Origin of the sequence: Aeromonas rivipollensis, from assembly GCF_010974825.1 — a bacterium.
GTDB lineage: Bacteria > Pseudomonadota > Gammaproteobacteria > Enterobacterales > Aeromonadaceae > Aeromonas > Aeromonas rivipollensis.
The window spans coordinates 13,931-38,373 of sequence record NZ_JAAILA010000039.1; the positions used below are offsets into that span (position 1 = coordinate 13,931).

23 protein-coding genes are annotated in these 24,443 nt (G+C 61.0%); 15 read left to right on the forward strand and 8 right to left on the reverse strand.

Going from position 1 to position 24,443, the window contains the following annotated elements:
* Positions 1 to 120: 120 nt before the first annotated feature.
* On the reverse strand, positions 121 to 1,683 hold the full coding sequence (gene leuA, locus G4923_RS19715) for a 2-isopropylmalate synthase (protein WP_106885895.1): 1,563 nt from the start codon (positions 1,681 to 1,683) through the stop codon (positions 121 to 123).
* A gap of 406 nt (positions 1,684 to 2,089) precedes the next feature.
* On the opposite strand from leuA, the gene G4923_RS19720 reads away from it, so the two are divergent.
* The 6 genes from G4923_RS19720 (at position 2,090) to ilvN (ending at position 7,251) form a co-directional block, all read left to right on the forward strand.
* Positions 2,090 to 2,713, forward strand: a complete 624-nt coding sequence (locus G4923_RS19720; protein ID WP_005323843.1) for a TetR/AcrR family transcriptional regulator — start codon at positions 2,090 to 2,092, stop codon at positions 2,711 to 2,713.
* Positions 2,714 to 2,852: 139 nt separating this feature from the next.
* Positions 2,853 to 3,356, forward strand: a complete 504-nt coding sequence (locus G4923_RS19725) for a phosphatase PAP2 family protein (protein WP_163138096.1) — start codon at positions 2,853 to 2,855, stop codon at positions 3,354 to 3,356.
* Positions 3,353 to 4,462: an MJ1255/VC2487 family glycosyltransferase gene (locus G4923_RS19730; protein ID WP_163138074.1), complete on the forward strand. Its 1,110-nt coding sequence runs from the start codon at positions 3,353 to 3,355 to the stop codon at positions 4,460 to 4,462. Before G4923_RS19725 ends, G4923_RS19730 begins: the two co-directional genes overlap by 4 nt.
* A gap of 35 nt (positions 4,463 to 4,497) precedes the next feature.
* The gene (locus tag G4923_RS19735; protein ID WP_106885898.1) at positions 4,498 to 4,650 is read left to right on the forward strand and encodes a hypothetical protein; all 153 of its coding nucleotides are present in this window, start codon (positions 4,498 to 4,500) and stop codon (positions 4,648 to 4,650) included.
* 388 nt (positions 4,651 to 5,038) lie between these two features.
* Entirely contained in the window at positions 5,039 to 6,757 is a 1,719-nt protein-coding gene (locus G4923_RS19740) for an acetolactate synthase 3 large subunit (protein WP_111912261.1), read from the forward strand.
* A complete protein-coding gene (gene ilvN, locus G4923_RS19745; protein WP_025328160.1) occupies positions 6,757 to 7,251 on the forward strand; it encodes an acetolactate synthase small subunit in 495 nt (164 codons plus the stop codon). The genes G4923_RS19740 and ilvN overlap by 1 nt, the downstream gene beginning before the upstream one ends.
* Positions 7,252 to 7,652: 401 nt before the next feature.
* On the opposite strand, the gene pta is transcribed toward ilvN, so the two are convergent.
* Both pta and G4923_RS19755 read right to left on the reverse strand, forming a co-directional pair.
* Complete coding sequence (gene pta, locus G4923_RS19750; RefSeq protein WP_139745677.1) at positions 7,653 to 9,806, reverse strand: phosphate acetyltransferase; 2,154 nt, start codon at positions 9,804 to 9,806, stop codon at positions 7,653 to 7,655.
* Positions 9,807 to 9,876: 70 nt separating this feature from the next.
* The gene (locus G4923_RS19755; RefSeq protein WP_025328158.1) at positions 9,877 to 11,079 is read right to left on the reverse strand and encodes an acetate kinase; all 1,203 of its coding nucleotides are present in this window, start codon (positions 11,077 to 11,079) and stop codon (positions 9,877 to 9,879) included.
* Positions 11,080 to 11,381: 302 nt separating this feature from the next.
* Between G4923_RS19755 and yfbV the strand changes: the two genes are divergently transcribed.
* Positions 11,382 to 11,822 (forward strand): terminus macrodomain insulation protein YfbV, encoded by a 441-nt coding sequence (gene yfbV / locus G4923_RS19760; RefSeq protein ID WP_025328157.1) that lies wholly within the window; start codon positions 11,382 to 11,384, stop codon positions 11,820 to 11,822.
* Positions 11,823 to 11,867: 45 nt separating this feature from the next.
* Here yfbV and G4923_RS19765 read toward each other — a convergent pair whose 3' ends face one another.
* From G4923_RS19765 to G4923_RS19775, 3 genes are all read right to left on the reverse strand, one after another.
* Complete coding sequence (locus G4923_RS19765) at positions 11,868 to 12,368, reverse strand: YfbU family protein (RefSeq protein WP_005323826.1); 501 nt, start codon at positions 12,366 to 12,368, stop codon at positions 11,868 to 11,870.
* A 221-nt stretch (positions 12,369 to 12,589) separates the two neighbouring features.
* On the reverse strand, positions 12,590 to 13,054 hold the full coding sequence (gene bcp / locus G4923_RS19770; RefSeq protein WP_106885901.1) for a thioredoxin-dependent thiol peroxidase: 465 nt from the start codon (positions 13,052 to 13,054) through the stop codon (positions 12,590 to 12,592).
* Between the two features lie 23 nt (positions 13,055 to 13,077).
* Entirely contained in the window at positions 13,078 to 13,611 is a 534-nt protein-coding gene (locus G4923_RS19775; RefSeq protein ID WP_025328154.1) for a glycine cleavage system transcriptional repressor, read from the reverse strand.
* 201 nt (positions 13,612 to 13,812) lie between these two features.
* Between G4923_RS19775 and dapA the strand changes: the two genes are divergently transcribed.
* The 3 genes from dapA to G4923_RS19790 all read left to right on the forward strand — a co-directional run bounded on the left by dapA (position 13,813) and on the right by G4923_RS19790 (position 17,090).
* Positions 13,813 to 14,700, forward strand: a complete 888-nt coding sequence (gene dapA, locus G4923_RS19780; protein ID WP_163138075.1) for a 4-hydroxy-tetrahydrodipicolinate synthase — start codon at positions 13,813 to 13,815, stop codon at positions 14,698 to 14,700.
* The gene (bamC, locus tag G4923_RS19785; protein ID WP_171276796.1) at positions 14,693 to 15,817 is read left to right on the forward strand and encodes an outer membrane protein assembly factor BamC; all 1,125 of its coding nucleotides are present in this window, start codon (positions 14,693 to 14,695) and stop codon (positions 15,815 to 15,817) included. The genes dapA and bamC overlap by 8 nt, the downstream gene beginning before the upstream one ends.
* Before the next feature lie 169 nt (positions 15,818 to 15,986).
* Complete coding sequence (locus G4923_RS19790) at positions 15,987 to 17,090, forward strand: phosphoribosylaminoimidazolesuccinocarboxamide synthase (protein ID WP_163138077.1); 1,104 nt, start codon at positions 15,987 to 15,989, stop codon at positions 17,088 to 17,090.
* 128 nt (positions 17,091 to 17,218) lie between these two features.
* Here G4923_RS19790 and G4923_RS19795 read toward each other — a convergent pair whose 3' ends face one another.
* Positions 17,219 to 17,821 carry a short chain dehydrogenase gene (locus G4923_RS19795; protein WP_163138078.1) on the reverse strand — a complete coding sequence of 201 codons (603 nt, stop codon included), beginning with the start codon at positions 17,819 to 17,821 and terminating at the stop codon, positions 17,219 to 17,221.
* Positions 17,822 to 17,919: 98 nt separating this feature from the next.
* Here G4923_RS19795 and G4923_RS19800 point away from each other — a divergent pair, with 98 nt between their 5' ends.
* The 4 genes from G4923_RS19800 to G4923_RS19815 all read left to right on the forward strand — a co-directional run bounded on the left by G4923_RS19800 (position 17,920) and on the right by G4923_RS19815 (position 20,846).
* A complete protein-coding gene (locus G4923_RS19800) occupies positions 17,920 to 18,819 on the forward strand; it encodes a LysR family transcriptional regulator (RefSeq protein WP_163138079.1) in 900 nt (299 codons plus the stop codon).
* A gap of 69 nt (positions 18,820 to 18,888) precedes the next feature.
* Entirely contained in the window at positions 18,889 to 19,512 is a 624-nt protein-coding gene (locus G4923_RS19805) for a DUF2057 domain-containing protein (protein WP_163138080.1), read from the forward strand.
* Between the two features lie 70 nt (positions 19,513 to 19,582).
* Positions 19,583 to 20,029, forward strand: a complete 447-nt coding sequence (locus G4923_RS19810; protein WP_163138081.1) for an HIT domain-containing protein — start codon at positions 19,583 to 19,585, stop codon at positions 20,027 to 20,029.
* Positions 20,030 to 20,147: 118 nt separating this feature from the next.
* Positions 20,148 to 20,846, forward strand: a complete 699-nt coding sequence (locus G4923_RS19815; RefSeq protein ID WP_163138082.1) for a DUF3334 family protein — start codon at positions 20,148 to 20,150, stop codon at positions 20,844 to 20,846.
* A 69-nt stretch (positions 20,847 to 20,915) separates the two neighbouring features.
* On the opposite strand, the gene G4923_RS19820 is transcribed toward G4923_RS19815, so the two are convergent.
* The gene (locus G4923_RS19820; RefSeq protein ID WP_163138083.1) at positions 20,916 to 21,914 is read right to left on the reverse strand and encodes a DUF2860 family protein; all 999 of its coding nucleotides are present in this window, start codon (positions 21,912 to 21,914) and stop codon (positions 20,916 to 20,918) included.
* 201 nt (positions 21,915 to 22,115) lie between these two features.
* On the opposite strand from G4923_RS19820, the gene arcB reads away from it, so the two are divergent.
* Entirely contained in the window at positions 22,116 to 24,428 is a 2,313-nt protein-coding gene (gene arcB, locus G4923_RS19825; protein ID WP_163138084.1) for an aerobic respiration two-component sensor histidine kinase ArcB, read from the forward strand.
* Positions 24,429 to 24,443: the final 15 nt, after the last annotated feature.

The following is a 24,443-nucleotide window of genomic DNA, read 5'->3' on the forward strand; positions in this document are numbered from 1 at the left end:
CTGATGTTGTGTTGAGCTCCATCTGCCCAGTGACCCGATACTGCGATCCTCTACCTGTTCAGACTGTCTCCGTCCCGATGTTGTGATTTCATTCCATCCGTTCAGCTAGTCGATCGCTGCTCAGACGGTTTCCGATTTGATGTTGTTATTGCGTTCCATCTGCTCGGCGACCTGATCGGCGCGCCAGATGCTGTTGATGACATGGACCAGGGCCTGGGCCGAGGACTCTATGATGTCGGTGGCCAGCCCCATGCCATGGAATTTGCGACCCTTGTACTCGGCGACTATGTCGACCTGGCCGAGGGCATTCTTGCCTTCACCCTTGCCCTTGAGTTCGTACTTGTCGATGCGGATCTCGTAGCCGGTGATGCGGTTGATGCACTGATAGACAGCATCCACAGGACCGTTGCCGGTGGCCGCTTCGCAGATCAGATCCTGGCCCACCTTGAGCTTGACCGAAGCGGTGGCGAGCACAGAGCTGCCGCTCTGCACGCCGAGGTACTCCAGCTTGAAGTGCTCGGGCTCCTCGTGGATCTGGCTGAAGAAGGCCAGCGCCTCGAGATCGTAATCGAACACCTGCCCCTTCTTGTCGGCCAGGACCAGGAACTTGCCGTAGAGGTGGTCGAGATCGTAGCTGCTCTCGGCGTAGCCCATGCTCTCCATGCGGTGCTTGATCACGTGGCGGCCGGAGCGGGAGGTCATGTTGAGGTTGTTCTGGGTCAGGCCGATGCTCTCTGGGGTGATGATCTCGTAGGTGTTCTTGGCCTTGAGCACGCCGTCCTGGTGAATGCCGGAGCTGTGGGAGAAGGCGTTGGCCCCGACGATGGCCTTGTTCGGCTGTACCGGCATGTTGCACAGCTGGCTGACGAGCGTGCTGGTGCGGTGGATCTCGTTGTGGCGGATGTTGGTGTGCACCCCGAGCAGGTCGGCGCGGGTTTTCAGGATCATCGCCACCTCTTCCAGGGAGCAGTTGCCTGCCCGCTCGCCGATGCCGTTGATGGTGCACTCGATCTGGCGTGCCCCCATCTGCACGGCACTGATGGAGTTGGCCACCGAGAGGCCCAGATCGTCGTGGCAGTGCACCGAGATGATGGCCTTGTCGATGTTGGGCACCCGGTTGAACAGGGTCTGGATGATGCCGGAAAATTCGGTCGGTACCGTGTAGCCCACTGTGTCCGGGATGTTGATGGTGCGGGCGCCTGCCTTGATGGCGGCCTCCACCATGCGGCAGAGATTATCGATCGGCGTGCGGCCCGCATCCTCGCAGGAGAACTCCACGTCGTCTGTGTAGCGCAGGGCATGCTTGATGGCGCCGACCCCCATCTCCAGCACGTCTTCGAAGCTTTTCTTCAGCTTGCTCTCCACATGGATGGAGGAGGTGGAGATAAAGGTATGGATGCGAAAGGCCTCGGCGACCCGCAAGGCTTCGCCGGCGGCATCGATATCCTTGGGCAGGGCGCGGGCGAGGGCGCAGACCCGGCTGTTCTTGATGTGACGGGCTATGGTCTGCACCGATTGAAAATCACCGGGGGAGGAGACGGGGAAGCCCACTTCCATGATGTCGACACCGAGTCGTTCCAGCGCCTGGGCAATCTGCAGCTTCTCCTTGACCGTCAAGCTGGCCGACAGCGCCTGCTCGCCATCACGCAAGGTGGTATCGAATATGATGACTCGATCTGACATGTGACTTCCCTCTTCCTAAGTTCGGTGCGTGCATCCTGCATTGGCATAAAAAAACCCGTGCGGGGTGCACGGGTTTTTGTAAATTCCGGCTATGCCTTAGCCCGGCTACAAGGATCCCGCGCGAGGAGTCGCGATTAGGGGGAGCAGTAGTAGCAGAGCGGCAATATGCATGATGACTCAATCCTTCCAGTCGATAACGCTACTACCAATATCGAGATTTTTATGCTGTGTCAACTCGAAAGGACAGGTTCAATTCACTGTGTTATTTAATCGGATTGTAAAGGAGTGCAAATTTCCTTGTCCCATATTCGGTTCATGCCTGATTATCTGGTCGTTCCTGCTGTACTCGATCACCCGCACAATCAGATCGACTTATCAGCCCTTGCTGAATTATCTGAGGTATTCCATGGAAAAGCGCAGACCTGGCCGTCCGGTCGGACGTTCCGACATTCGTGACAAGCTGCTCGCCGCCGCACGCGAACGTTTTCTCAACACCCCCTACAGCAAGGTGACGACCCGTGAGATCGCCGAGCTGGCCGGCTCCAATCTGGCGATGATCCACTACTACTTCGGCAGCAAAGAGGGCCTCTACAAGGCGGTGCTGGGGGATGTGGCCGAGCCGCTGGATCAGGCCTGGCATGACGAGAGCAGCAATCGCAGCCTGACCGATCTGCTCAATACCTACTATCAGGTGATGGCGCCGAACAGCGAGCTGACTTCCGCCATCTCCAGCGCATTATCAACCGAAAAAAGCCCGGGGCGGGATTTTGTATTGAATCGTCTGCTGGAGCGTCAACTGCCCCAGTTCGATGCCCTGCTCGAATCCATGCGCTCCAACGGTCAGCTGGGTGACAACCTGGATCCCGAGATGCTGAAGATCTCCTTCCTCAGCATGATGTGGCAGCCCTTCGTGATGAAGGATCTCTACGAGCAGGTGTTCGGCCTGACGGTGGACGAGAGCTTCATGAGCCGGTTGGCAGCCCACAACTGCCAGTTGATGGAGAACGGCCTGCGCGGTTCCCTGAACTGAGTCTTCCCGGGTAATAGCTGAAAAAGGGCCGCATGGCCCTTTTTTGCATGGTTCATGTCACAAATCTGTTATCTCTCCTTCAACCAAGTGTCACTGCGCCGCCCTAGTCTGCATTCAAGACTCAAGGGAAGGGGGCGTGATGAACAAGATCCAGCAATGGGACCTGCGGGTGTGCCGTGTCTGTCTGCTCCATCCCTACAACCGGCCACAGGCCAGGATCAGTCGGGTCATTTCCCGTACCGGTGACGGTCCCCTTTACGCCGTGCTGGCCGCCCTGCTCTGGTGGCAGGGGGAGGCGCAGCGGGAAGTGGTACAAGTCGCCCTGCTGGCCTTTGCCGCCGAGCTGCCGCTTTATCTGCTGCTCAAGAATGCCCTGAAACGCCAGCGTCCCGTGGGCTTGCCGGTCTTCATCACCCCCTCAGATCGCTACAGCCTGCCCTCCGGCCATACCGCCGCCGCCTTCCTGATGGCCACCGTGCTGGCGGCCAGCTTCCCGCTCTGGGCACCGCTGCTGTTTCTCTGGGCCATCCTGGTCGGGGCGTCGCGGCTGCTGCTCGGGGTGCACTATCTGAGCGATCTGGTGGCCGGCGCCCTGCTCGGGGGGGGTTGCGCCCTCTGGGCCCTTAACTGGAGCCAGGGATGAGGATACTGTTCGGGGTACAGGGGACCGGCAACGGTCATATCAGCCGCAGCAGGACTCTGGCGCGCGCCCTGAAGAGCAGGGGGATAGAGGTCGACTACCTGTTCAGCGGGCGCGCCGCCGACGGCTACTTCGAGATGGGGGAGTTCGGGGACTATCGCACCTTCCCCGGCATCAGTTTCGTCAGCCATCAGGGCCGCATCTCGGGCTGGCGCACCCTCAAGGGACTCTCTCCCCTTCGCTTCTGGCAAGACATGCGAGGCCTCGACTGCCGGGATTACGATCTGGTGATCAGCGATTTTGAGCCACTCAGTGCCCATGCCGCCCGGCGCTGGCAAAAACCCAGTCTGACCATCAGTCATCAGGCCAGCTTCGACTGGCCCATTCCGCGCTGGGGGGAGAGTGGTTTCAACCGCCAGCTGATGCGCCACTTCGCCCCTGTGAGCCGCTCTCTGGGGCTGCACTGGTTCCACTTCGGTCAGCCGCTGCTGCCCCCCATCATAGATCCCATGACCCCGGCGCCGGACAACCAGCAGATCCTGGTCTATCTGCCATTCGAGCAGACAGAGCAGATAGCTGCGCTGTTGTCGCGCTTCAACCAGCAGCGCTTCGTCTGCTTCCACCCCGGCCTTCGCAAGGCCAGTCAATGGCGCAACATCCGCTTCGAGCCTGCAGCCAGAGAGGGATTCAAATTAGCGCTAGCCGGCTGCCGGGGTGTCATCAGCAATGCGGGATTCGAGCTGGCCTCGGAGGCGCTCTCGCTCGGCAAGAAGCTGCTGGTCAAGCCGTTCGGCGGCCAGTTCGAGCAGCTGACCAACGGCAGGACCCTGGAGCTGATGGGGCTGGCCCAGTTGATGGAGACGCTGGATGCCAATGCGTTGAGAACCTGGCTCGAGGCGCCGTCACCCGGGCGGATCCGCTACCCCGATGTGGCGGGGGAGCTGGCCGACTGGCTGCTGGTTGGTGCCAAGGAGGAGCTGGCCTCTCTCTCCCGCCGCCTGTGGGCCAGGACCCTCTTCCCGGAGGAGGTGTGCGATCGCCTCAGCGAACTGGCGGGCAATCCGGCATTGGCCCGTCCCTGGTTATCGCAACTCAGCGCCTTTGACTAGACTGAGTTGATCCCATCAAGGAGAGGACGGACAACATGCGCTTTACCAATGAAAACGGCGACACCATGACACTGGCAGACAATCTCACCCTGCATGAGCTGCTCGACATGGGGGTCAGCATCTCGGTCTGTGAAGAGACGGATCCGGATCAGCAGATCTGGCTGGTGGAGCCGGAAGACGAGCACTGAGACGCTATGGTTTTGACGGCCCGCCCTCTGGGGCGGGCCATTTATTTCCATCCCTGCTCTGATTGGCAGCATGATCCGCTAGTTTCCCCCCCATACTCCCCGCTTTGTTTCCGGTCTGGTGACCAAGTCACTGAATGTTAATAGCTGTTTGAAATTTATGACTGTTCTGGTCAGACAAAGCCGTGGACAAGCGTTCACAAGCGGGTTAAGTTGGTTTTTCACCCGCTTTTCGGGTGAATGATGGAAAAAACCTATTTTTCTACTATCGACGGCTCCGAACTCGCCTGGTCTGGATGCAGACAACAACAAGAGACGGATCGGCGCTGCCGGGAAGCAGCGGACTGTCGGTAGCTTTCGCTTAACGGAGCAAAGCCTGGAGGGCTTTATCATGGAGATGTTATCAGGCGCCCAGATGGTGGTTAGAGCGCTGGAAGATCAGGGAGTGGAGCACGTCTTTGGCTACCCTGGTGGCTCAGTGCTCGACATCTATGACGCTCTCTTCGAAAACGGCAAGATGGAGCATGTCCTGGTGCGGCACGAGCAGGCCGCGGTGCACATGGCGGACGGTTACGCCCGCTCCACCGGCAAGGTGGGCACTGTGCTGGTGACCTCGGGTCCCGGCGCCACCAACTGCATCACCGGCATCGCCACCGCCTACATGGACTCGATCCCCCTGGTGATCCTGTCCGGTCAGGTGCCGACCAGCATGATAGGGGAGGACGCGTTCCAGGAGACCGACATGATCGGCATCTCCCGCCCTGTGGTGAAGCACAGCTTCCTGTGCAAGAAGGCCAGCGAGATTCCCGACGCCATCAAGAAGGCCTACTACATTGCCGCCAGTGGCCGCCCGGGGCCCGTGGTGGTGGACTTGCCCAAGGACGTGCAGAACCCGAAAGAGAAATTCCCCTACCAGTATCCCGAGTCCGTTTCCCTGCGTTCCTACAATCCGACCAAGGCCGGACACAAGGGCCAGATCAAGCGGGCCGCCAAGCTGCTGACCGAGGCGAGCCGCCCCGTCATGTATGTGGGCGGTGGCGCCATCAACGCCAATGCGGATCACCTGGTGACCAAGCTGGCAGAGCTGTTGAACCTGCCGGTGACCACCACCCTGATGGGACTGGGGGCCTTCAGCGGCACCCATCCGCAATTCATCGGCATGCTGGGGATGCATGGCACCTTCGAAGCAAACAAGAGCATGCACAACGCGGATCTCATCTTCGCCGTGGGTGCCCGCTTCGATGACCGCGTCACCAACAACGTGAGCAAGTTCTGCCCCAACGCCACCATAGTCCACATCGACATAGACCCCACCTCCATCTCCAAGACGGTACAGGCCCATGTGCCCATCGTCGGCTCGGTGGAAACCGTGCTGGAGCAGATGCTGGAAGTGATCCGCGAGTGCGGCTTCGACAACGACAAGCAGGCGCTGGCGGACTGGTGGAGCCAGATTGATCAGTGGCGCTCCCGCAACTGCCTGGCCTACGAGACCCACCCCACCCTGATCAAGCCGCAGCAGGTGATAGAGGCGCTCTACAAGGTGACCAAGGGGGAAGCCTTCGTCGCCTCCGACGTGGGTCAGCACCAGATGTTCGCCGCCCTCTACTATCCGTTTGCCAAACCGCGCCAGTGGATCAACTCCGGGGGCCTCGGCACCATGGGCTTCGGTATTCCGGCCGCCATGGGGGCCCAGTTTGCCAACCCGGATGCCGTGGTCTGCTGCGTCACCGGTGACGGCTCGGTGCAGATGAACATTCAGGAGCTCTCCACCTGCATGCAGTACGGGGTGCCCATCAAGATCATCTCCATCAACAACCGTGCGCTGGGCATGGTCAAGCAGTGGCAGAAGATGTTCTACGGCGGTCGTCACAGCCACTCCTACATGGAATCCCTGCCGGACTTCGTCAAGCTGGCGGAGGCCTATGGCCACGTCGGCATCGCTGTGAGCGATCCGGCGGAGCTGGAGAGCGCCATGGAGAAGGCCTTCGCCATGAAGGATCGGCTGGTGTTCATGGATATCTCGGTCGACCCGGATGAGCACGTCTATCCGATGCAGATCAAGTTTGGTGCCATGGACGAGATGTGGCTGAGCAAGACGGAGAGAACCTGATGAGGCATATCATTTCAGTACTGCTGGAGAACGAATCCGGTGCCCTGAGTCGCGTGGTAGGTCTCTTCTCCCAGCGCGGCTACAACATCGAGACCCTGACGGTGGCCCCCACCGAGGATCCCACCCTGTCCCGCATGACAATCGTCACCATGGGTGACGAGCGGGTGCTGGAGCAGATCCAGAAGCAGCTGCACAAGCTGGTGGACGTGCTCAAGGTGTGTGACCTGAGCGAAGGGGAACACATAGAGCGGGAGATAGCCCTGGTCAAGGCGCGCGCCGCCGGTGGTGCCCGCGACGAGCTGAAACGACTGGCTGACATCTTCCGTGGCCAGATCGTCGACGTCACCCCGGAGCAGTACACGGTGCAGCTCGTCGGGACGAGTGAGAAGCTGGACGCCTTCATCAAGACTGCCGCCCAGACCAACGAGATCATCGAAGTGGTGCGCTCCGGCGTCTGCGGCATCTCCCGGGCCGACAAATCCCTGCGTCCCTGATATCAGGGGCTGGTAACCTATCCCAAAGGGGCTCTTCGGAGCCCTTTTTCATGGACGCAAGGGGAGGAGGGCGCTGGCTGGCGCTGTCATTTTCTTTCAAATGATCGGTAAACTATCCACAAAAGCTGTGGAAAACTCTGTAGATTAGCGGTGTGTCTGGCGTTAGTTAGCTGATCTTAAAGGGATATTCTGATTTGATCCTGACTGGATCGCAATTGTGCAATCCCCCTGCGCGGGTGTGAGTGTTTGCTTATCGCCGGCTCCTTGCCAGGAGGCGTTCGCGGCCAGTCCGGCGGATCCTGCGAGGATCCGGATTTGATCTCGCCGATCAACAGATCCCTGTCCGCCATAAAAAAACCCGCCTCTCGGCGGGTTTTTCACAGGGTCAGCGCTGGGCGATATTACTCGGCCTGGGCTGCCTGGATACCGGTCAGGGCTATGGTGTAGACGATGTCGTCCACCAGAGCGCCACGGGACAGGTCGTTGACCGGCTTGCGCATGCCTTGCAGCATGGGGCCGATGGAGACCAGTTCTGCGGAACGCTGTACCGCCTTGTAGGTGGTGTTGCCGGTGTTCAGGTCCGGGAACACGAACACAGTCGCTTTACCTGCGACCGGTGAGTTCGGTGCCTTGGACTTGGCCACGTTCTCCATGATGGCCGCGTCGTACTGCAGCGGACCGTCGATGATGAGATCCGGGCGCTTGGCCTTGGCCAGCTCGGTCGCTTCACGCACTTTCTCTACGTCCGCGCCGGCGCCAGAGGTACCGGTGGAGTAGGATATCATGGCGACGCGCGGCTCGATGCCGAAGGCGGCAGCGGAGTCGGCGGACTGGATGGCGATCTCGGCCAGCTGTTCGGCGCTCGGGTCCGGGTTGATGGCGCAGTCACCATACACCAGCACCTGATCAGGCAGCAGCATGAAGAAGATGGAGGAGATCAGGGACGAACCCGGGGCAGTCTTGATGATCTGCATCGGCGGACGAATGGTGTTGGCGGTGGTGTGCACGGCGCCGGAGACCAGACCGTCCACTTCGCCACGCTCCAGCATCATGGTGCCCAGCACCACGTTGTCTTCCAGCTGTTCGCGGGCGACCACTTCGGTCATGCCCTTGTTCTTGCGCAGCTCGACCAGACGCGGCACGTAGCGCTCGCGCACTTCCAGCGGGTCGATGATCTCGACGCGATCGGTCAGTACCACACCCTGCTGTTCGGCGACGCGACGGATCTCTTCCGGGTTGCCCAGCAGCACCGGACGAGCGATGCCACGCTCGGCACAGATGGCGGCAGCCTTGATGGTCCGCGGCTCTTCCCCTTCCGGCAGCACGACGCGCTTGTTGGCCTGACGGGCCAGCTCGGTCAGCTGATAGCGGAAGGCCGGCGGGCTCAGGCGACGGGAGCGGGTGGACTTGGCAGAGAGAGACTCGATCCAGTGCTTGTCGATGTGGCCAGCCACATAGTCCTGCACCAGCTCGATACGCTCGCGGTCATCTTCCGGGATGTCGACGTTGAAGTTCTGCAGGCTGACGGCGGTCTGCCAGGTGTTGGTGCCGGTGATCATGATCGGCAGGCCGGTAGCCATGGCCTGTTGGCACAGGGCAATGACTTGCGGCTCAGGGTGATAGTTGCCGGTCAGCAGCAGGGCACCCAGCTTGACGCCGTTCATGGCGGACAGGCAGGCGGAGACGATGACGTCGGAGCGATCGCCTGAGGTCACCAGCAGGCTGCCCGGACGGAAGTGCTCGATCATGTTATGGATGGAGCGGGCACAGAAGGTCACGGTCTGCAGGCGACGGCTGTCCAGCTCACCCTTGTGCAGGATCTTGGCGGCCAGATGCTTGGCGAGATCCTTGGCGCGCGGGGCGATCAGCTGGGTGTTCCAGGGGATGCAGCCGAGGATGCGCAGCGGGCTCTTGCCGAAGACCTGCAGCACTTCCAGGTTGTGGGCGGAGTCGGAGGTGTGGTGATGGGCCTCGAACATCTCGGTCAGATCGGGGCGGGTCACGCCGTGCTCGTCAACCGGTGCACCCACCTTGTTGATCACGCAGCCCACGATACGCGGGTTGCTGACGCCACCGAAGTTGGAGCAGGCCAGCTCGATGCGCTCTTTGAGCTTCTGGCTGGAGTCGTTGCCCGGATGGGTCACGAACACCATGTCGGCATCCAGCGCCTTGGCGACGTCGTAGTTCAGCTTGTTGGCAAAGGGCTGCTTGTCGGTCGGGACCAGACCTTCGATCACCACCACTTCGGCACCGCTGCTCTTCACGTGCTCTTCGAAGCGAGCCACTATCTCTTCCAGCAGGATATCGGTGTTGCTGGAGGTGATCATGTTCTCGGCGTAGGAGAGGGCGAACGGCTCGGGCGGATTGATGTTGGCGGCGGCGCGGATCACGGCGGTGGAGCGCTCGGTACCGGTTTCACCCGGACGCGGCTGGGCAACCGGTTTGAAGAAGCTGACATTGACACCGTGACGTTCCATGGCGCGAACGACGCCAAGGCTCACGGAAGTTACGCCGACACCAGTGCCGACCGGGATGAGCATAATAGTGCGTGCCACTTATTACCCCTTGTTCATTTTTTGGGATCAGGAAAAGGCCGCCCTGGGGCGGCCTTGCTCTACAGCTAATTTATGCGCCGACCAGTTCCAGCGCGTCGTGGGCGATGACCCACTCTTCGTTGGTCGGGATAACCAGGGCCTTGGTGGAGCCAGCCTTGGTGATCTCGCCACCCTTGCCGAAGCGTGCCTTCAGGTTGGCGTCGTGGTCGACGTCAAAGCCCAGCAGGCCCAGCTTGTTCAGGGTGATCTCACGGATCGGGGCGGAGTTCTCGCCGATGCCGCCGGTGAAGACCACGGCATCCAGACGACCGTCCATGGCGGCGGCGTAGGCGCCGATGTACTTGGCCAGACGGTAGCAGTACACGTCCATGGCGCGCTTGGCTTCTTCCTTGCTGTCGTAGTTGTCTTCAACGAAACGGCAGTCGGAGGTGACTTCGGTCAGACCCTGCAGGCCGGATTCCTTGGTCAGCATGGTGTTGATCTCGGCGACGCTCATGCCCAGCTTGTCGTGCAGGAAGAAGATGATAGCCGGATCGATGTCACCGGAACGGGTACCCATCACCAGGCCTTCCAGCGGGGTCAGACCCATGGAGGTGTCGACGGATTTGCCGTTCTTGATGGCGCAGACGGAGCCGCCGTTGCCCAGGTGGCAGTTGATGATGTTCAGCTCTTCGACCGGCTTGTTCAGCTGCTTGGCGGCTTCCAGGCTGATGTAGTAGTGGCTGGTGCCGTGGGCGCCGTAGCGACGGATGCCGTTCTCTTTGTAGAGCTTGTACGGCAGGGCGTACAGGAAGGCTTCTTCCGGCATGGTCTGGTGGAAGGCGGTGTCGAACACGGCTACGTTCTTCTCGGCCAGCTCAGGGAAGACCTTGAGGGCGGCACGGATGCCGATCAGGTGAGCCGGGTTGTGCAGCGGAGCGTAAGGAATGGCGGCTTCGATACCGGCGATCACGTCTTTGCAGATCCGCACGGAAGAAGTGAATTGCTCGCCGCCGTGTACCACGCGGTGGCCGATGGCAATCAGGTTCTTGGACAGTTCAGGGTTGAGCGGCAGGATCTTGTGGACGATGTAGTCCAGTGCTTCCTGGTGAGCGGCACCGGCACCCAGATCGGCACTGCCCTTCTCGCCGTTGAGCTTCCACTTGATGCGGGCGTCGTCGAGGTTGAAGCACTCGGCCAGGCCGGACAGCAGATCATCACCGGTGGTTGCGTCAATGACAGCAAACTTCAGGGACGAGCTGCCACAGTTAAGAACAAGAACCAGCTTACTCATGAATAAATCCTATCGCAGATTGGGTTGGGTTGGAGGATGCGCCGGACGCGGTGCGCCCAAAAACTATCAACTTATCCTTATGAGGGTTGGCAATCTGTTGCTTGCCCCTTGTATAGTGATACAAGACCCGGAATTCTGACGTCCCTGACAGGCCAGCAGCAAACCACTGGCGTAAAAATTGGGCGTACAAAGGATAACCTGATTGTTGAAAAATAACAAAGTCATCCTCAACCTTTGTTATTGCCTCTCAAATATTGTCGAGGTTTTGCCGTTAATACGTTCAAAAAGAGCTCGGAGGTAGTATGAGCATGAACATTTTTGGAACTAAATTACAGCAAGGCCGTCATTATATGACTCTTTGGCCGCGCCGTCCCGAGCTTAATTCCATGTTCCCGGAGAATCGGGTGATCAAGGCCACCGAGTTCGCCCTCAGGGTCATTCCGGCGCTCGCCGTGCTCAGCGTCATGCTGCAGTTCCAGTTCGGCGAGCTGCACTACTGGCCCTCCGTGATGGCCTCAGTGTTGTTCCTGCTCAGTCTGCCGCTGCAAGGCTATTACTGGCTCGGCCAGCGTGCCGATACCCGTCTCCCGCCCTCTCTCGCCAACTGGTACAGGGAGATCAACGGCAAGATGAACGAGCAGGGCGGTCATCGTCAGCTGGTGGCCCGACCCCGTTACGAGGAGCTGGCTGACACCCTCAACGCCGCCTTCAAGCAGCTGGACAAATCCTTCCTCTACGAATAACCCCGGCAGGGGAGCAAAAGGCGCCACCAGGCGCCTTTTTCACATTCAGGCGGCCAGCACCTTGCTGATCTCCTGGATGGAGAGCTTGTACTGACGGGGGCACTGACGCCAGGCCGCCAGCATGCGTTGGTACTTGTCGCGCATGGCGATGTCGCTGGAAAGCTCGTCACAGGGGCAGGGCAGCTCGGGGAAGCGCTTGTCCACCTCCAGCAGGAAGCAGACATAATCCGCCAGTTCCCGCTCCTGGCTGCGGCTGTAGCCGTTGAAGGCCAGGCGGCTTTCGTTCACCTCGGCCCGGGTACCTGCGTCTAGGTTGCCCCAGGAGATGGCCAGAGCATGATGTAGTTCCAGGGTGTCCAGCACCTCCTGGCAGGTGGCAAGATCCAGATGGCCGAAGCTCTTCTCCAGCTCGAGGATCTGCAGGCAGTAGCCACGCTCGACTATGGTGCTGGCCCGCTGGTAAAACGCCGCCTTCTCCGGGTTGAGTTTGGCCAGGATCTCGTACTGATTGCTCAGGATCAGGCGTTCGGTATGGCTCATGTTCATGGGCTGTCTCACTGGAAAATGAATCTGGGGCCACGTTAACCCATATCCAGGATGAATTTTTTGATCTGATAGGGGAGGTTGGCGAGAAAAACGGGGAGGAGGGCGCAATAGGGGCGCTGCTTTTGGCAGGACATTCCCGGCGCTTGCGCGGCAGAACAGGGGGGCAAACGAACAGGGCCTGCATCTGCAGGCCCTGTTGTCGTGTCTGAACTGGCGGGGCTTCAGCCCTTGACGAGGTCGAGCACCACCTGATGGTGATCGCTGGTCTTGAACTTGTCGAAGCGATGGGCCACCTTGCCCTCCTCATCGATGAGGAAGCTCAGCCGATGGATGCCGTCGTACTCCTTGCCCATGAACTTCTTCGGGCCCCAGACGCCAAAGGCATCGGCCACGGCGTGATCCTCATCGGCCAGCAGCCGGAAGTTCAGGCTGTCGCGCTCCTCGAACTTCTTCAGGCGCTTGGCCGGATCCGGGCTGATGCCGAGCACCACCACATTGAGGGCGGCCAGTTCGGCATTGACGTCCCGCAGGCCGCAGGCCTGGGTGGTGCAGCCCGGGGTCATCGCCTTGGGATAGAAATAGATGAGCACCTTCTTGCCCCGCAGGGAGGACAGACTGACCTGCTGACCATCCTGATCGGAGAGGGAGAAATCGGGGGCCTGAGTACCAACTTGTAGTGGTTGCATGGGGTCTCCTCGGATAAACGCCGTCAGGCGTATTTGTGATTGACGATGAACTCGAATGACTCGGCACCCAGTTCACGACAGAAATCGGCGAAGGCCGTTTTCGAGTCGGCCGCCTCGCCCTGCTTGGCCTGATTGAGCTGGAAATTGGCCTTGAGCAGGTTGAAGGGTTGCTGCTCGAGGGTGACGGTCTGCATGGCCTGGATATCCCAGCCGTGATCGCTGAAGAACTGGGTGCACTGGCTTACGATGCCCGGCTGATCCCGGATCAGTACTTCGGCGCTGGCGCTGATGTCATATTGCAGGGAGTGGTGGCGCTCGGTGCGCTTCATCATGGTGATGAGATCCCACTCCTGGCTGCGGAGGGGGAGGCTTATCTCAAGCTGCATCAGGCTGTTCCAGTCACCGGACAACAGCATGATGAAAGTGAATTCGTTACCGAAGATGCCAAGACGGCTGTCGACAATGTTGCAACCGCAGCCACTGACGTGACGGGTAACCTCATTGACGATGCCAGGCCTGTCCGTGCCGATGGCCGTTACGACCAGGTAGTGAGTCATAAATCGTCTCTCGTCCATTTATTGCGAATGCGGTGACAGCGAGCGCGCTTGGCGGGCATGACGCCCTGCTCCGGGCCCTGTCCTGCCCTCGTGCATCCATACGTTTTGTGGCGGATGGTAACACGGCTTGTCCCTTGCCTCCCTTGTTTTTCAAAAGGGGCAGCTTTACCATTACGCCCCTGAAAATCGGGAGAAATATCCATGTTACGCGGTAGTATTGTTGCGCTCGTTACCCCCATGCTGGCCTCGGGTGACATCGATTGGACCAGTCTGGCAGCTCTGGTGGAGTATCATGTCGGTGCCGGCACCAGTGCCATAGTCGCGGTGGGCACCACGGGAGAGTCGGTCACCCTGAGCGAGCAGGAACATATCGCCGTCGTTGAAAAGACCGTCGAGTTCGCCGCCGGTCGCATTCCGGTCATCGCAGGCTGCGGCTCCAACAGCACTGCCCACGCCATCGCGCTCTCCCGGCGTTTTGCCAAAACCGGCGTGGTGGCGGGCCTCTCGGTGACCCCTTATTACAACAAACCCACCCAGGAAGGCCTCTATCGTCACTATTGTGCGATCGCCGAGGCTAGTGGTCTGCCTCAAATTCTCTATAATGTGCCCGGTCGCACCTGTTGCGATCTCAAACCGGAGACCGTGGCTCGTCTGGCCAAGGTTCCCGGCATTATCGGTTTGAAAGAGGCGACGGGTGATTTGAGCCGCACCCCGCTGCTGCGCGAGTTGTGCGGGCCGGATTTCGCGCTTTATAGTGGCGATGATGCCAGCGGATGTGATTTTATGCTGCAAGGGGGCGATGGCGTCATTTCGGTCACCACCAATATTGCGGCGCCCCAGATGGCCGACATGTGTCGTGCTGCGCTGGCCGGTGATGCCGGGCAGGCTCATGACATCAACAATCGATTGATGCCGTTGCATCAGACTCTGTTCTGCGAACCGAGTCCCATCCCGGTGAAGTGGGCCTGTGCCCGACTGGGATTGATGGCGACGGCGACCTTGCGCCTGCCGCTGACCGACCTCACCCCCGAGGGGGAACAGGCGATGGCGCGAGCACTGACGACTGCGGAGTTGATGGCGAGTGTTTAAAGCAAATGGAAAGGGAAATGCAGTGCGCCTGGTGCTGAGTGTCGCGACTGTTGCCGTGTTGGCAGCCTGTAGCTCACCCCAGGATCGCAAGATGGCCAACCGTGGCTTCGAGTATGAAGAGAGCCGCCTCGAAGGTCGCGCCTTCCTCGTGCCCGCCGGGTTGAGTACCCCCGCCTTTAACAGTAATTTCGACATTCCGGCCCTGCCTGAGAGCAGCCGCGAAGGTGCCATCGGCGCCAAGGTGGACGTGCGTCCGCCAGCCCAGCTGCTGACGGTGGTCCCTGGCAGTCAGGTGGTGGCCAAGGCCAGCGAGCCTACCCTGGCCTTCTATGCCCTGAGCACCAGCCAGAGCGTGGAGCGCGATACCTGGGCCTTCCTGATGAACTTCCTGGCCCAGCACAAGGTCACCACAGAGAAGCTGGATCAGCAGGCCGGCGTGTTGCAGACCGGCTGGTTTGACAACTCCGCCGCCCTCGATGGCTGGGCGGAGGAGGACGAAGACTTCCGCATCCGTCAACGCTACCAGTTCACCCTCAGCAACGACCTGCAGCGTCACGCCGTCAACATGTCGGTACGGGTGCTGGATCATGAAGAGACCATAGACGGCGAGACCAGCACAGTGCTGACCCCGGCCGATGCCCAGCGTTATGCGACCCGGGCGCTGAACCAGTTCTCCCTCTACTACGACAAGCAGCTCAAGGCCCGCGAACAGCACAAGTCCACCGATGGCATGGGCCTGGAGCTGGGTCTGGACAACAACGAGCTGAGTGCCTGGATTGCCGATGGTTCCTTCGAGCAGGTCTGGCGCCGTCTCAATCAGGTGTTGCCGGCCTACGGTTTCACCATCAAGGACACCCAGCAGTCCCTGGGCTGGATCGACGTCGAGTATGACGAGCCCAATGCCGAGTTCTGGCAGGCCAAGGGGGCCGAGCCGTTCAAGCTGGAGGAAGACCAGTACCGCTTCCAGCTGGGCGAGATGGCCGGAGGCAAGACCTCCATCACCCTGTTCGACAAGGACAAGAAGCCGGTCGCATCCGGCATCATCTCCCAGATGTATATCAGCCTGTCCGAGGCCTTTGCCAAAGGCGTGGCCGATCAGGCCGCTAAAGCAGAATAGAAACAGGGGCCTGGTGCCCCTGTTTTGTTATGCGGAGTCCGCGCCAAGGGCCCTCCTGGGAGCCTGCCCCGGCAGAGGGGCCTAGCGCTGCTTAGCTGAATGAATCCCTCGTAGACAGGAGCCTGATGCGCCTGTCTTGTCAGTCCCACAACAGGAAGTGTTATTAGCCATGAGTCTTGCAGATCAAGTATTGGCGGTGAATGACGATTTACCGATCCGTACCGATAAACCTGTCCATTCCGGCAAAGTGCGCAGCGTCTACTGGTTGACCCCCGCAGACAGTGCCCGGCTCATAAGAGAGAAAGGCTATGATGTGCCTGCGGATACACCGCTCGCCCTCATGGTGATCAGCGACCGCATCTCGGCCTTCGACTGCATCTGGCAGGGTGTGGATGGCTTGAACGGCGTGCCGGGCAAGGGAGCTGCACTCAATGCCATCTCCAGCCACTGGTTCAAGCTGTTCAAGGAGAAGGGATTGGCGGACAGCCACATCCTGGATATCCCGCACCCCTTCGTCTGGATAGTGCAAAAAGCCCGCCCCGTGATGATCGAGGCCATCGCCCGCCAGTACATCACCGGCTCCATGTGGCGTGCCTACAAGGACGGCGAGCGCGAGTTCTGCGGCATCACCCTGCCGGAAGGGCTCAAGAAGGATCAGAAGCTGCCCGAGATCCTCATCACCCCCTCCACCAAGGGTGTGCTGAAAGGGCTGGACGGCGTGCCGGAAGCGGACGACGTCAACGTCTCCCGTGCCGACATAGAGCGCCACCATCAGGCCTTCGGCTTCCGCTCCCCGGCGGACATAGACAGCTATGAAGCCCTGCTCAAGGAGGGTTTCAACGTCATCAGCGAGGCTCTGGCCGCGCTGGATCAGATCTTCGTCGACACCAAGTTCGAGTTTGGCTATGTCCAGGATGCCGCCGGTCGCGAGAAGCTCATCTACATGGACGAAGTGGGTACCCCCGACAGCTCCCGCATCTGGGACGGCGCCGCCCTGCGCAATGGCGAGATCGTCGAGAAGTCCAAAGAGGGCTTCCGCCAGTGGCTGCTGAACCACTTCCCGGATCCGGACATCCTGCTCAACAAGAACCGCATGCCGGAACGCTTCGCCCTGGCCCGGGACAACAAGCTGCCCACCGAGGTGATGATGGACATCTCCCACACCTACGTGGGGATCGCCGAGAAGGTCATAGGCCACAAGCTGGTGCGCAGTGCCAATCCCAAGCAGGAGATCATCGAGGTGCTGCGCGAGCAGTACGGTCTGATCGACTGAGGCTGAGCGCCTTTTTTTGCCGCCGGCACACAAACGTTTGCCGGTGGTGAAGGCAACAAGCCGACAAACAGACGGGCCCCGTGACGGGGCCCGTTTTTATTGGCGTCTGGCAGTGGGAGGGGGCGGCCTCAGCCATTGACCCTGAAGATCTGGCCGGTCTGCACCCCCAGCACCGACTTCTTGTAAGCCTGCGCCACTTTGGCGGCGGGCACAGCCACGAAGCCCGGGAAGAAGTCGGCGTATTTGCCCATGGACTCCTCCAGCACGGTGGGGCTCACCACGTTGATGCGCAGGCCCCGTGGCAGCTCGCAGGCGGCCGCTTTCACAAAGTGATCGATGGCGCCGTTGACGGTGCTGGCGCTCACGCCCCAGTTGATCGGCTCCTCGCTCAGGATGCCGCTGATCAGGGTAATGGAACCCTTGTCATTCAAATAGGGGATGGCGGCGCGGGTCAGATTGATCTGGCCCATCAGCTTGCTCTCCACTCCCACCTGCCACTGCTCGTCGGTCATCTCGGTCAGACCGTTGAAGGCCACGCTGCCGCTGGCGACGACCAGCGCATCGAACTGGCCCAGCTTGGCGAACAGCGCCGTGATGGAGGCGGGATCGCGCATGTCGACCGTGGCATCACCACGGCTGTGGCCGACGCGGATCACCTGATGATCTTTGGCAAGCAGTTCACTGACCGCGGAGCCGACGGTGCCGGAGGCACCCACAATCACAATTTTCATCTTGGTCACTCCTGATGGGGATGTGTTGATGATAGCTGGATGAAAAGGGAGAAAAAGCGCTTAAGATGAACCCATTGTTTCCATATTGGAGCTAATGGATGGACATCGCCCATCTGAGCAGTTTCTACGAGGTGGTGCAGCGGGGCAGTTTCTCCGCCGCCGCCGATGCATTGGGGGTGAGCAAGGGGATGCTGAGCCGCCACGTCAGCGCCCTCGAATCCTCCCTCAATGCGCAACTGTTGCAGCGCACCACCCGTCGCCTCAGCCTGACCGAGGCGGGCAGGACCCTCTATGTGCAGGCGGGTCAGATAGCCGCGCTGGCCCGCCAGGCGGAGCAGGACATCCAGGCTCTGACCGAGGAGGACAGCGGTCGCCTGCGCTTCACCTGCCCGGTCAGTACCGGCGATCGCATGGTGAGCGAGCTGCTGGCGCGCTTCGCCGAGATCTGCCCCGGGGTCGAGGTGGAGCTCAATTTCACCAACGCCATGATCGACATGAGCCAGGGGGAGAATGACATCGCCCTGCGCGCCATGGATCAGGTGCCTGACAACCTGGTGGCGCTGCCCCTCGGGCAGCTGAAAGACGTGGTGGTGGCGAGCCCAACCCTGCTGGCTCGGGAGGGGCTCCCCGCCACCCCCTATGAGCTGGGCGGGCGCCCCTGCCTGCTCCAGGGGCACAACCCGGCCTGGGAGCAGTGGCATTTTCGCAAGGCAGGGGAGGAGGCCCACATCCTGGTGCAGGGGAAGGTGCGGGCCAATCACTACAGCACTGTGCTGCAACTGGCTCGCTCGGGCATGGGGTTTGCCAAGTGCCCGCTGATGCTGGTGGAGACGAGTCTGGCCAGGGGCGAGCTGGTGGCAGTGCTGACGGACTGGCAGACGGCCCTGCACCCGCTCCATGTGCTCCATGCCCAGCAGCGCCGGGTGCCGCGCAAGATACGGCTGTTCAAGCAGGTGCTGGCCCAGTGGTTTGCCGAGCGGCCCCACTACCTGCTCTGAGCCCGTTATTTTTCTGTCATCTTTGGCTGCTAGCCTGCGCCCATCATAGCGAGCAGAGAGAGACAGGGAATGAAGGGTCATCAGGGTTGGGTTGGGGTCATGTTGCTGTGTGCCGGCTTGTCGTGTGCCGGCTCGGTGCAGGCCGAGGTCAGGGTCGAGGTACCCGGGGATTTCCAGATCCTGGCGGTGAGCGACGGCAAGGTGCAGGACGAGCAGCATGGGGTGCTGGCCGACGGGGCGCAGCAGTTGCTGGTGCGCTATGAGGGGGTGATCCCGAGTCGCAACAGCAGCGACAACGATCGCCAGATCCGCTCCGAGCCCCAGGTGATCCGCTATGAGGCCCGCGGCCAGTCGGTGCGCCTGCAGGCTGTGGTGCCCACCGACGAGAAAGGCATGGAGCGCTACGCCAAGGCGCCGGTCGTGAGCCTGCTGGCGGGGGACAAGCTCCTGAAGGTGCAGCAGGATGCCCTGGTGGTCAACGGCATGCAGATCGGCATGGACTGGCACGCCAGGCTGCAAGAGTACAACCGTGGCACGGGCAAGGCGGTGCTGGCGACCACGGCAGCGGCGACGGCGGCCCAGGCCCCTTCAGTCCCTGCCAGCGAGCTGGAGGGGCAGTTGCAGCAACTCTTCCTGCAGGCGGACCCCGAACTTCGCAAGCGCTTCATCGGTTGGGCCGTGCCCCGGCTTTAAGTTTGCCCCCCGTTGCAGTAACGTGGGCACACTCATCTCCTGACGTGCCCATGTTGACCAGCGAGGCCCCATGTTTGAATTGCATCCCCGCCTGCAGGCGGATACCCAGATACTCGGGGATCTCCCCCTTTGCCGCGTACTGCTGGCCAAAGACAGCCAGTATCCCTGGCTCATCCTGGTGCCCAGGGTCCCCGGGCTGCGGGAAATCCACCATCTGCCTCCCGAGCAGCAGCAACAGCTGATGCAGGAGTCCTGCGCCGTCGCCACCCTGATGGAAGAGGCGCTGGGCCCCGACAAGATCAACGTGGCGGCGCTCGGCAACCTGGTGCCCCAGCTGCACCTGCACCATGTCGCCCGCTTCAGCACCGATGCCGCCTGGCCCGGTCCCATCTGGGGAGCGCACCCCGCGATTCCCTATCAGGCACAAGATTTGCGACAGCAGGCCGATAACTGGCGAGCCCGGTTGGCCACCCTGGGTGGATTTCAGCCGTTTCTGACTGACAATACGGTCAAGTGAGAGGCGGCTCGCGGTTTCAGCACCGGGATCACGCAATCTGTTAGCGTATCGGACGCGCGCGTGATGACATGGGCGGTGAGACAGACAAGCCTATTTTTTCGATCAGCAGGAAGGTTCCATGATAGTAACAAGATCCGAGGATGATGCCGTATTGACCACAGAGGATGTGCTGCTGAGCCTGTGCAATTCGGTCACGGGCGTCCTGAGCGCGGCGACCCAGACCCAGGTGCGCTTCTCCGGCATGGTGCAGCGGATCAGCAAGACCTGCCTCAAGCCGGATATCGGCTGCTTCGTGCTGTTTGATGGCGGCTTCTCCGGGCTGGTGGTGATCAACTTCTCCGCCGCCGCGGCCATGGAGCTCTACCAGAGCTACATGCTCAGCATGGGGCTCTCCAAGGAGGATCTCGCCATCTCCCACACCTCTGACGAGGTGAGCAACGTCATGGGCGAGCTGATGAACCAGATCCTCGGCAGCTTCACCGGCAAGGTGGGGCGCGAGCTGCAGACCCACATCACCCAGAACCAGCCCAAGATGCTGGCCCTGAACAAGCAGGTGATGCTGAGCGTGGATACCAACCTCGACAATCCCGAGACCCGCAGGGTCACCTTCTTCACCGCCAGCAACAACATCTTCTATCTGGAGCTGGCGATGGACGGCACCGAGTTCATTCGGCTGCACAACGAGGGCAGGGATCAGGAGGAGATTGACCCCGATGCGCTGATCGCCCAGACCAAGCTGGCGGCGACCAAGCCGGCGCAGGCGGTCGCGCCTGCGAGCAACGAGCACGACGATCTGCTGGATTCCCTCGGCATCTGACGCCGTCAGGAAGCGAAAAAAAGCGAGGCCACCCCTGGGGTGGCCTCGCTGTTTCCGACAGGGTTCGGCTTAGAAGTTGTACAGCAGGCCGGTGCTGAAGCGGGTGGCCTGGGTATCGTAGAAGTCGATGTCGGAGTCGGCGCCGGAATAAGCCGCCGTGAAGGTCGCGGCCAGGGCCTTGACCCCGAACAGGTTGTGCCAGAAGAAGGTGCCGTTGATGGCGAACTCGTCTGCATCGGCACGCTGGCCGAACAGGGGATTCGCCTCGTCATACTTGCGCTTGCCGGCATAGAGGTTGCTGACGATGGACCATTGCGGGCCCCGCTTGGCGTAAGTCAGCTGCAACCCTGTGTTGTCAAAGCTCTCGGCACTGCCATCCAGCCTGGCCTGCTTGTAGAGGATCGCCGGCTCCAGCAACTGGTTGCCGCCGAAGTGGAACTGGTAGGAGAGCGCCATGTCGTGCACCTTGCCGTTGCGATCCAGCATGGCGGCATACTGGGTGCCGTGTGTCTGGTCATACTGCTGACCGCTGCGCTCCTCGTCCAGATCCACCTCCCGGGTGGTGAGGGTGCCGTAGAAGTTGCTGCCCCAGATCTTGTCCCAGGCAAAGCGCACTCCCTTCGACTTCACGTCGGTGGCGCTGCGATCTACCCCGGTGGCGAAGGGATCGCTCCACAGCTCCACCGGCATGGCGTTGAACACCAGGGAGGTGGCCACTATGCCCTTGTCGCCCATCTCCTGGCGCAGGCCCAACTGCTGGGTGAAGTCGAAGCGCACCGCATCCTGGATAAGGTTGCCGAGGAACACCTGGGTGCGGGTGTCGGCGAAGGTGTAGCGGATGTCGGCGTTGATAAGCGGCGTCAGGCCGCTCTCGCTGTCGGGAGAGCCGAGGTCGTTGATTCGACTGTGGTTGTCATCGCCGGCGTAGAAGTTGGACTCGTAGCTGACGACATTGACCCCGCCGAGCAGGAAACCGGACCAGCCGGACTCTCTGGGGATCTCGCCAAGATCGGCGTGGGCGGCATTGGCGGCTAGCAGACCAAGACTCAACAGGACATGATTGCGCATGGGGTGTGCTCCTGACACAGGGGATGACAAGGGTAGCAGTGCGGCTCGGGATCCTTTGCTGAACCGGAGCTGACTGACTCAGGCGGGAATGCTACCCCAGTCGGAGTGTGACGTTAATCAATAATTTAAGGTGCAAGGGGCAAGAGTTCAGGGCGCCGTACTGGTATTCTGTTTGCGCAATAACGGGGAGAAAACAACGAGATGAAGCAAATCAAATCCTGGGCGCAATACTATGTCGACCTGATGACCAAGCTGGGACTGGTGCGCTTCAGCATGTTCCTGGCGACCGCCATCATAGTGCTGGCGGTCTCCATCCAGATGGGGGTGACCCTGTTTCTGCGCGGCACTGTGGACATAGTCGACCTGGTGCGCTCTGTCTTCTTCGGCCTGCTGGTGACCCCCTGGGCCGTCTATTTCCTCTCCATCGTCGTGGATCAGCTGGAAGACTCCCGCCAGCGGCTGACCCGCATGGTGCGCAAGCTGCAGGACATGCGCGAGCGCGACCTCGAGCTCAACAGCCAGTTGCAGGAGAACATCAGCCGCCTCAATGCCCAGATAGCCGAGACCAACCGGGCCGAGACCCTGCGCCAGCAAGCCATAGAGGATCTGGAGAACGAGGTGTTCCAGCGGGAAAAGGCCCAGCTGCACCTGGGGGAGCGTACCGCCCTGTTGCGCTCCTTCATCGACTGCTCCCCGGATCTGGTCTACTACCGCAACGAGGACGAGCAGTTCTCCGGCTGCAACCGCGCCATGGAGGAGCTCACCGGCAAGGTGGAGGCCGAGCTCATCGGGCTGACCCCGTTCGACGTCTACAAGCAGGAGATAGCCAACAAGGTGGTGGAGACCGACAAGCAGGTCTTTGCCAGCAACGAGCCCCTCACCTATGAGCAGTGGCTGGAGTATCCCGATGGCTGCAAGGCCTACTTCGAGCTGCGCAAGGTGCCCTTCTTCGACAGGTTCGGCAAGCGGCTCGGCCTGCTCGGCTTTGGTCGCGACATCACGGAGCGCAAGCAGTATCAGGACAAGCTGGAGAAGGCGAGCCGGGACAAGACCACCTTCATCTCCACCATCAGCCACGAGCTGCGCACCCCGCTCAACGGCATAGTGGGGCTGAGCCGCATGCTGATGGATACGCCCCTCGATGCCAAGCGGCAGCAGCAGCTCAAGACCATCCACCTGAGTGCGGTGACCCTGGGCAACATCTTCAATGACATCATCGATCTCGACAAACTCGACCGCCGCCGCCTCGAGATAGCGCCTGCCCCCATGGATCTGCCCGCCTTCCTCGACGAACTGGAGATGCTGTCGCGCATCCAGGCGGAGCAGAAGGGGCTCTATCTGCATTTCGACAGGGATGGCGACATGCCGCAGTTCGTGATGGCGGACGGCACCCGCCTGCGTCAGGTGCTGTGGAACCTGGTGGGCAATGCGGTCAAGTTTACCGACGAGGGCGGGGTGACGGTGCGCTGTCTCGCCCACGCGGCCGATGAACCGGGCAAGCTGGCCCTGCACTTCGAGGTGGAAGATACCGGGGTCGGCATTCCGCGCGCCCAGCAGGAGAAGATCTTCGCCATGTACTATCAGGTGCAGGGCAAGAAGCACGCCACCGGCACCGGCATCGGCCTCGCCGTCTCTCGCCAGCTGGTGCAGGCCATGGGCGGTCAGCTCTATGTGGACAGCGATCCGGGCGAAGGCTCCTGCTTCACCGCCGAACTGGAGGTGGATTGTGTCGCGCCGCAGGCGACCCCGCCGGAACCCGAGATGCCCTCCCTGGATATTCTGCTGGTGGAGGACGTGGAGCTCAACGTCACCGTCGCCTGCGCCCTGCTGAACAAGCTCGGCCATCAGGTGCAGGTGGCGCGGGACGGCACCCAGGCGCTGGCCATGGCCAACCCGGATGACTTCGACCTCATACTGCTGGACATCCAGCTGCCGGACATGACCGGCTTCGACGTGGCGGCCCAGCTGCTGGCCCGTTACGGCGACAGCCTGCCCCCCATGGTGGCACTCACCGCCAACGCCACCGGCGATCGCCAGTACTATCGGGATCACGGCATGCAGGATGTGATCAACAAGCCGCTCGGCTCCAAGGCGGTGCGGGAGGTTATAGGCCACCTGTTTGCGGATCTGGCGGACGACGAGGCCGATGAGCAGGCGGACGCGGGCAACCAGGATGCACTGCTGGATCTGCCCTTCCTCACCGATTACGCCAGCACGGTCGGCAAGCCAGTGCTGCTCTCCAGCGTCGATCTGTTCGAGAAGATGATGCCGGACTACATGGCGGTGCTGGACTCCAACATGATTGCCAAGGATCAGGCCGGTGTGGTGGAGGAGGCGCACAAGATAAAAGGGGCGGCGGGCTCCATCGGCCTGCGTCGCCTGCAGCAGACGGCCCAGCTTATCCAGAGCCCGGATCATCCCGCCTGGTGGGAGAACGTGGAGGACTGGATTGAGACACTGCGCCGTGAATATCCCGGCGACATCGCCCGCTTGCGGCGCTGGTTGTTGTCGTGAACCTGACGGACGTCG

Coding starts and splice junctions, on each gene's coding strand:
- leuA (WP_106885895.1), bottom strand. CDS start 1,683: ATGTCAGATCGAGTCATCATATTCGATACCACCTTGCGTGATGGCGAG.
- G4923_RS19720 (WP_005323843.1), top strand. CDS start 2,090: ATGGAAAAGCGCAGACCTGGCCGTCCGGTCGGACGTTCCGACATTCGT.
- G4923_RS19725 (WP_163138096.1), top strand. CDS start 2,853: ATGAACAAGATCCAGCAATGGGACCTGCGGGTGTGCCGTGTCTGTCTG.
- G4923_RS19730 (WP_163138074.1), top strand. CDS start 3,353: ATGAGGATACTGTTCGGGGTACAGGGGACCGGCAACGGTCATATCAGC.
- G4923_RS19735 (WP_106885898.1), top strand. CDS start 4,498: ATGCGCTTTACCAATGAAAACGGCGACACCATGACACTGGCAGACAAT.
- G4923_RS19740 (WP_111912261.1), top strand. CDS start 5,039: ATGGAGATGTTATCAGGCGCCCAGATGGTGGTTAGAGCGCTGGAAGAT.
- ilvN (WP_025328160.1), top strand. CDS start 6,757: ATGAGGCATATCATTTCAGTACTGCTGGAGAACGAATCCGGTGCCCTG.
- G4923_RS19755 (WP_025328158.1), bottom strand. CDS start 11,079: ATGAGTAAGCTGGTTCTTGTTCTTAACTGTGGCAGCTCGTCCCTGAAG.
- yfbV (WP_025328157.1), top strand. CDS start 11,382: ATGAGCATGAACATTTTTGGAACTAAATTACAGCAAGGCCGTCATTAT.
- G4923_RS19765 (WP_005323826.1), bottom strand. CDS start 12,368: ATGAACATGAGCCATACCGAACGCCTGATCCTGAGCAATCAGTACGAG.
- bcp (WP_106885901.1), bottom strand. CDS start 13,054: ATGCAACCACTACAAGTTGGTACTCAGGCCCCCGATTTCTCCCTCTCC.
- G4923_RS19775 (WP_025328154.1), bottom strand. CDS start 13,611: ATGACTCACTACCTGGTCGTAACGGCCATCGGCACGGACAGGCCTGGC.
- dapA (WP_163138075.1), top strand. CDS start 13,813: ATGTTACGCGGTAGTATTGTTGCGCTCGTTACCCCCATGCTGGCCTCG.
- G4923_RS19790 (WP_163138077.1), top strand. CDS start 15,987: ATGAGTCTTGCAGATCAAGTATTGGCGGTGAATGACGATTTACCGATC.
- G4923_RS19795 (WP_163138078.1), bottom strand. CDS start 17,821: ATGAAAATTGTGATTGTGGGTGCCTCCGGCACCGTCGGCTCCGCGGTC.
- G4923_RS19800 (WP_163138079.1), top strand. CDS start 17,920: ATGGACATCGCCCATCTGAGCAGTTTCTACGAGGTGGTGCAGCGGGGC.
- G4923_RS19805 (WP_163138080.1), top strand. CDS start 18,889: ATGAAGGGTCATCAGGGTTGGGTTGGGGTCATGTTGCTGTGTGCCGGC.
- G4923_RS19810 (WP_163138081.1), top strand. CDS start 19,583: ATGTTTGAATTGCATCCCCGCCTGCAGGCGGATACCCAGATACTCGGG.
- G4923_RS19815 (WP_163138082.1), top strand. CDS start 20,148: ATGATAGTAACAAGATCCGAGGATGATGCCGTATTGACCACAGAGGAT.
- G4923_RS19820 (WP_163138083.1), bottom strand. CDS start 21,914: ATGCGCAATCATGTCCTGTTGAGTCTTGGTCTGCTAGCCGCCAATGCC.
- arcB (WP_163138084.1), top strand. CDS start 22,116: ATGAAGCAAATCAAATCCTGGGCGCAATACTATGTCGACCTGATGACC.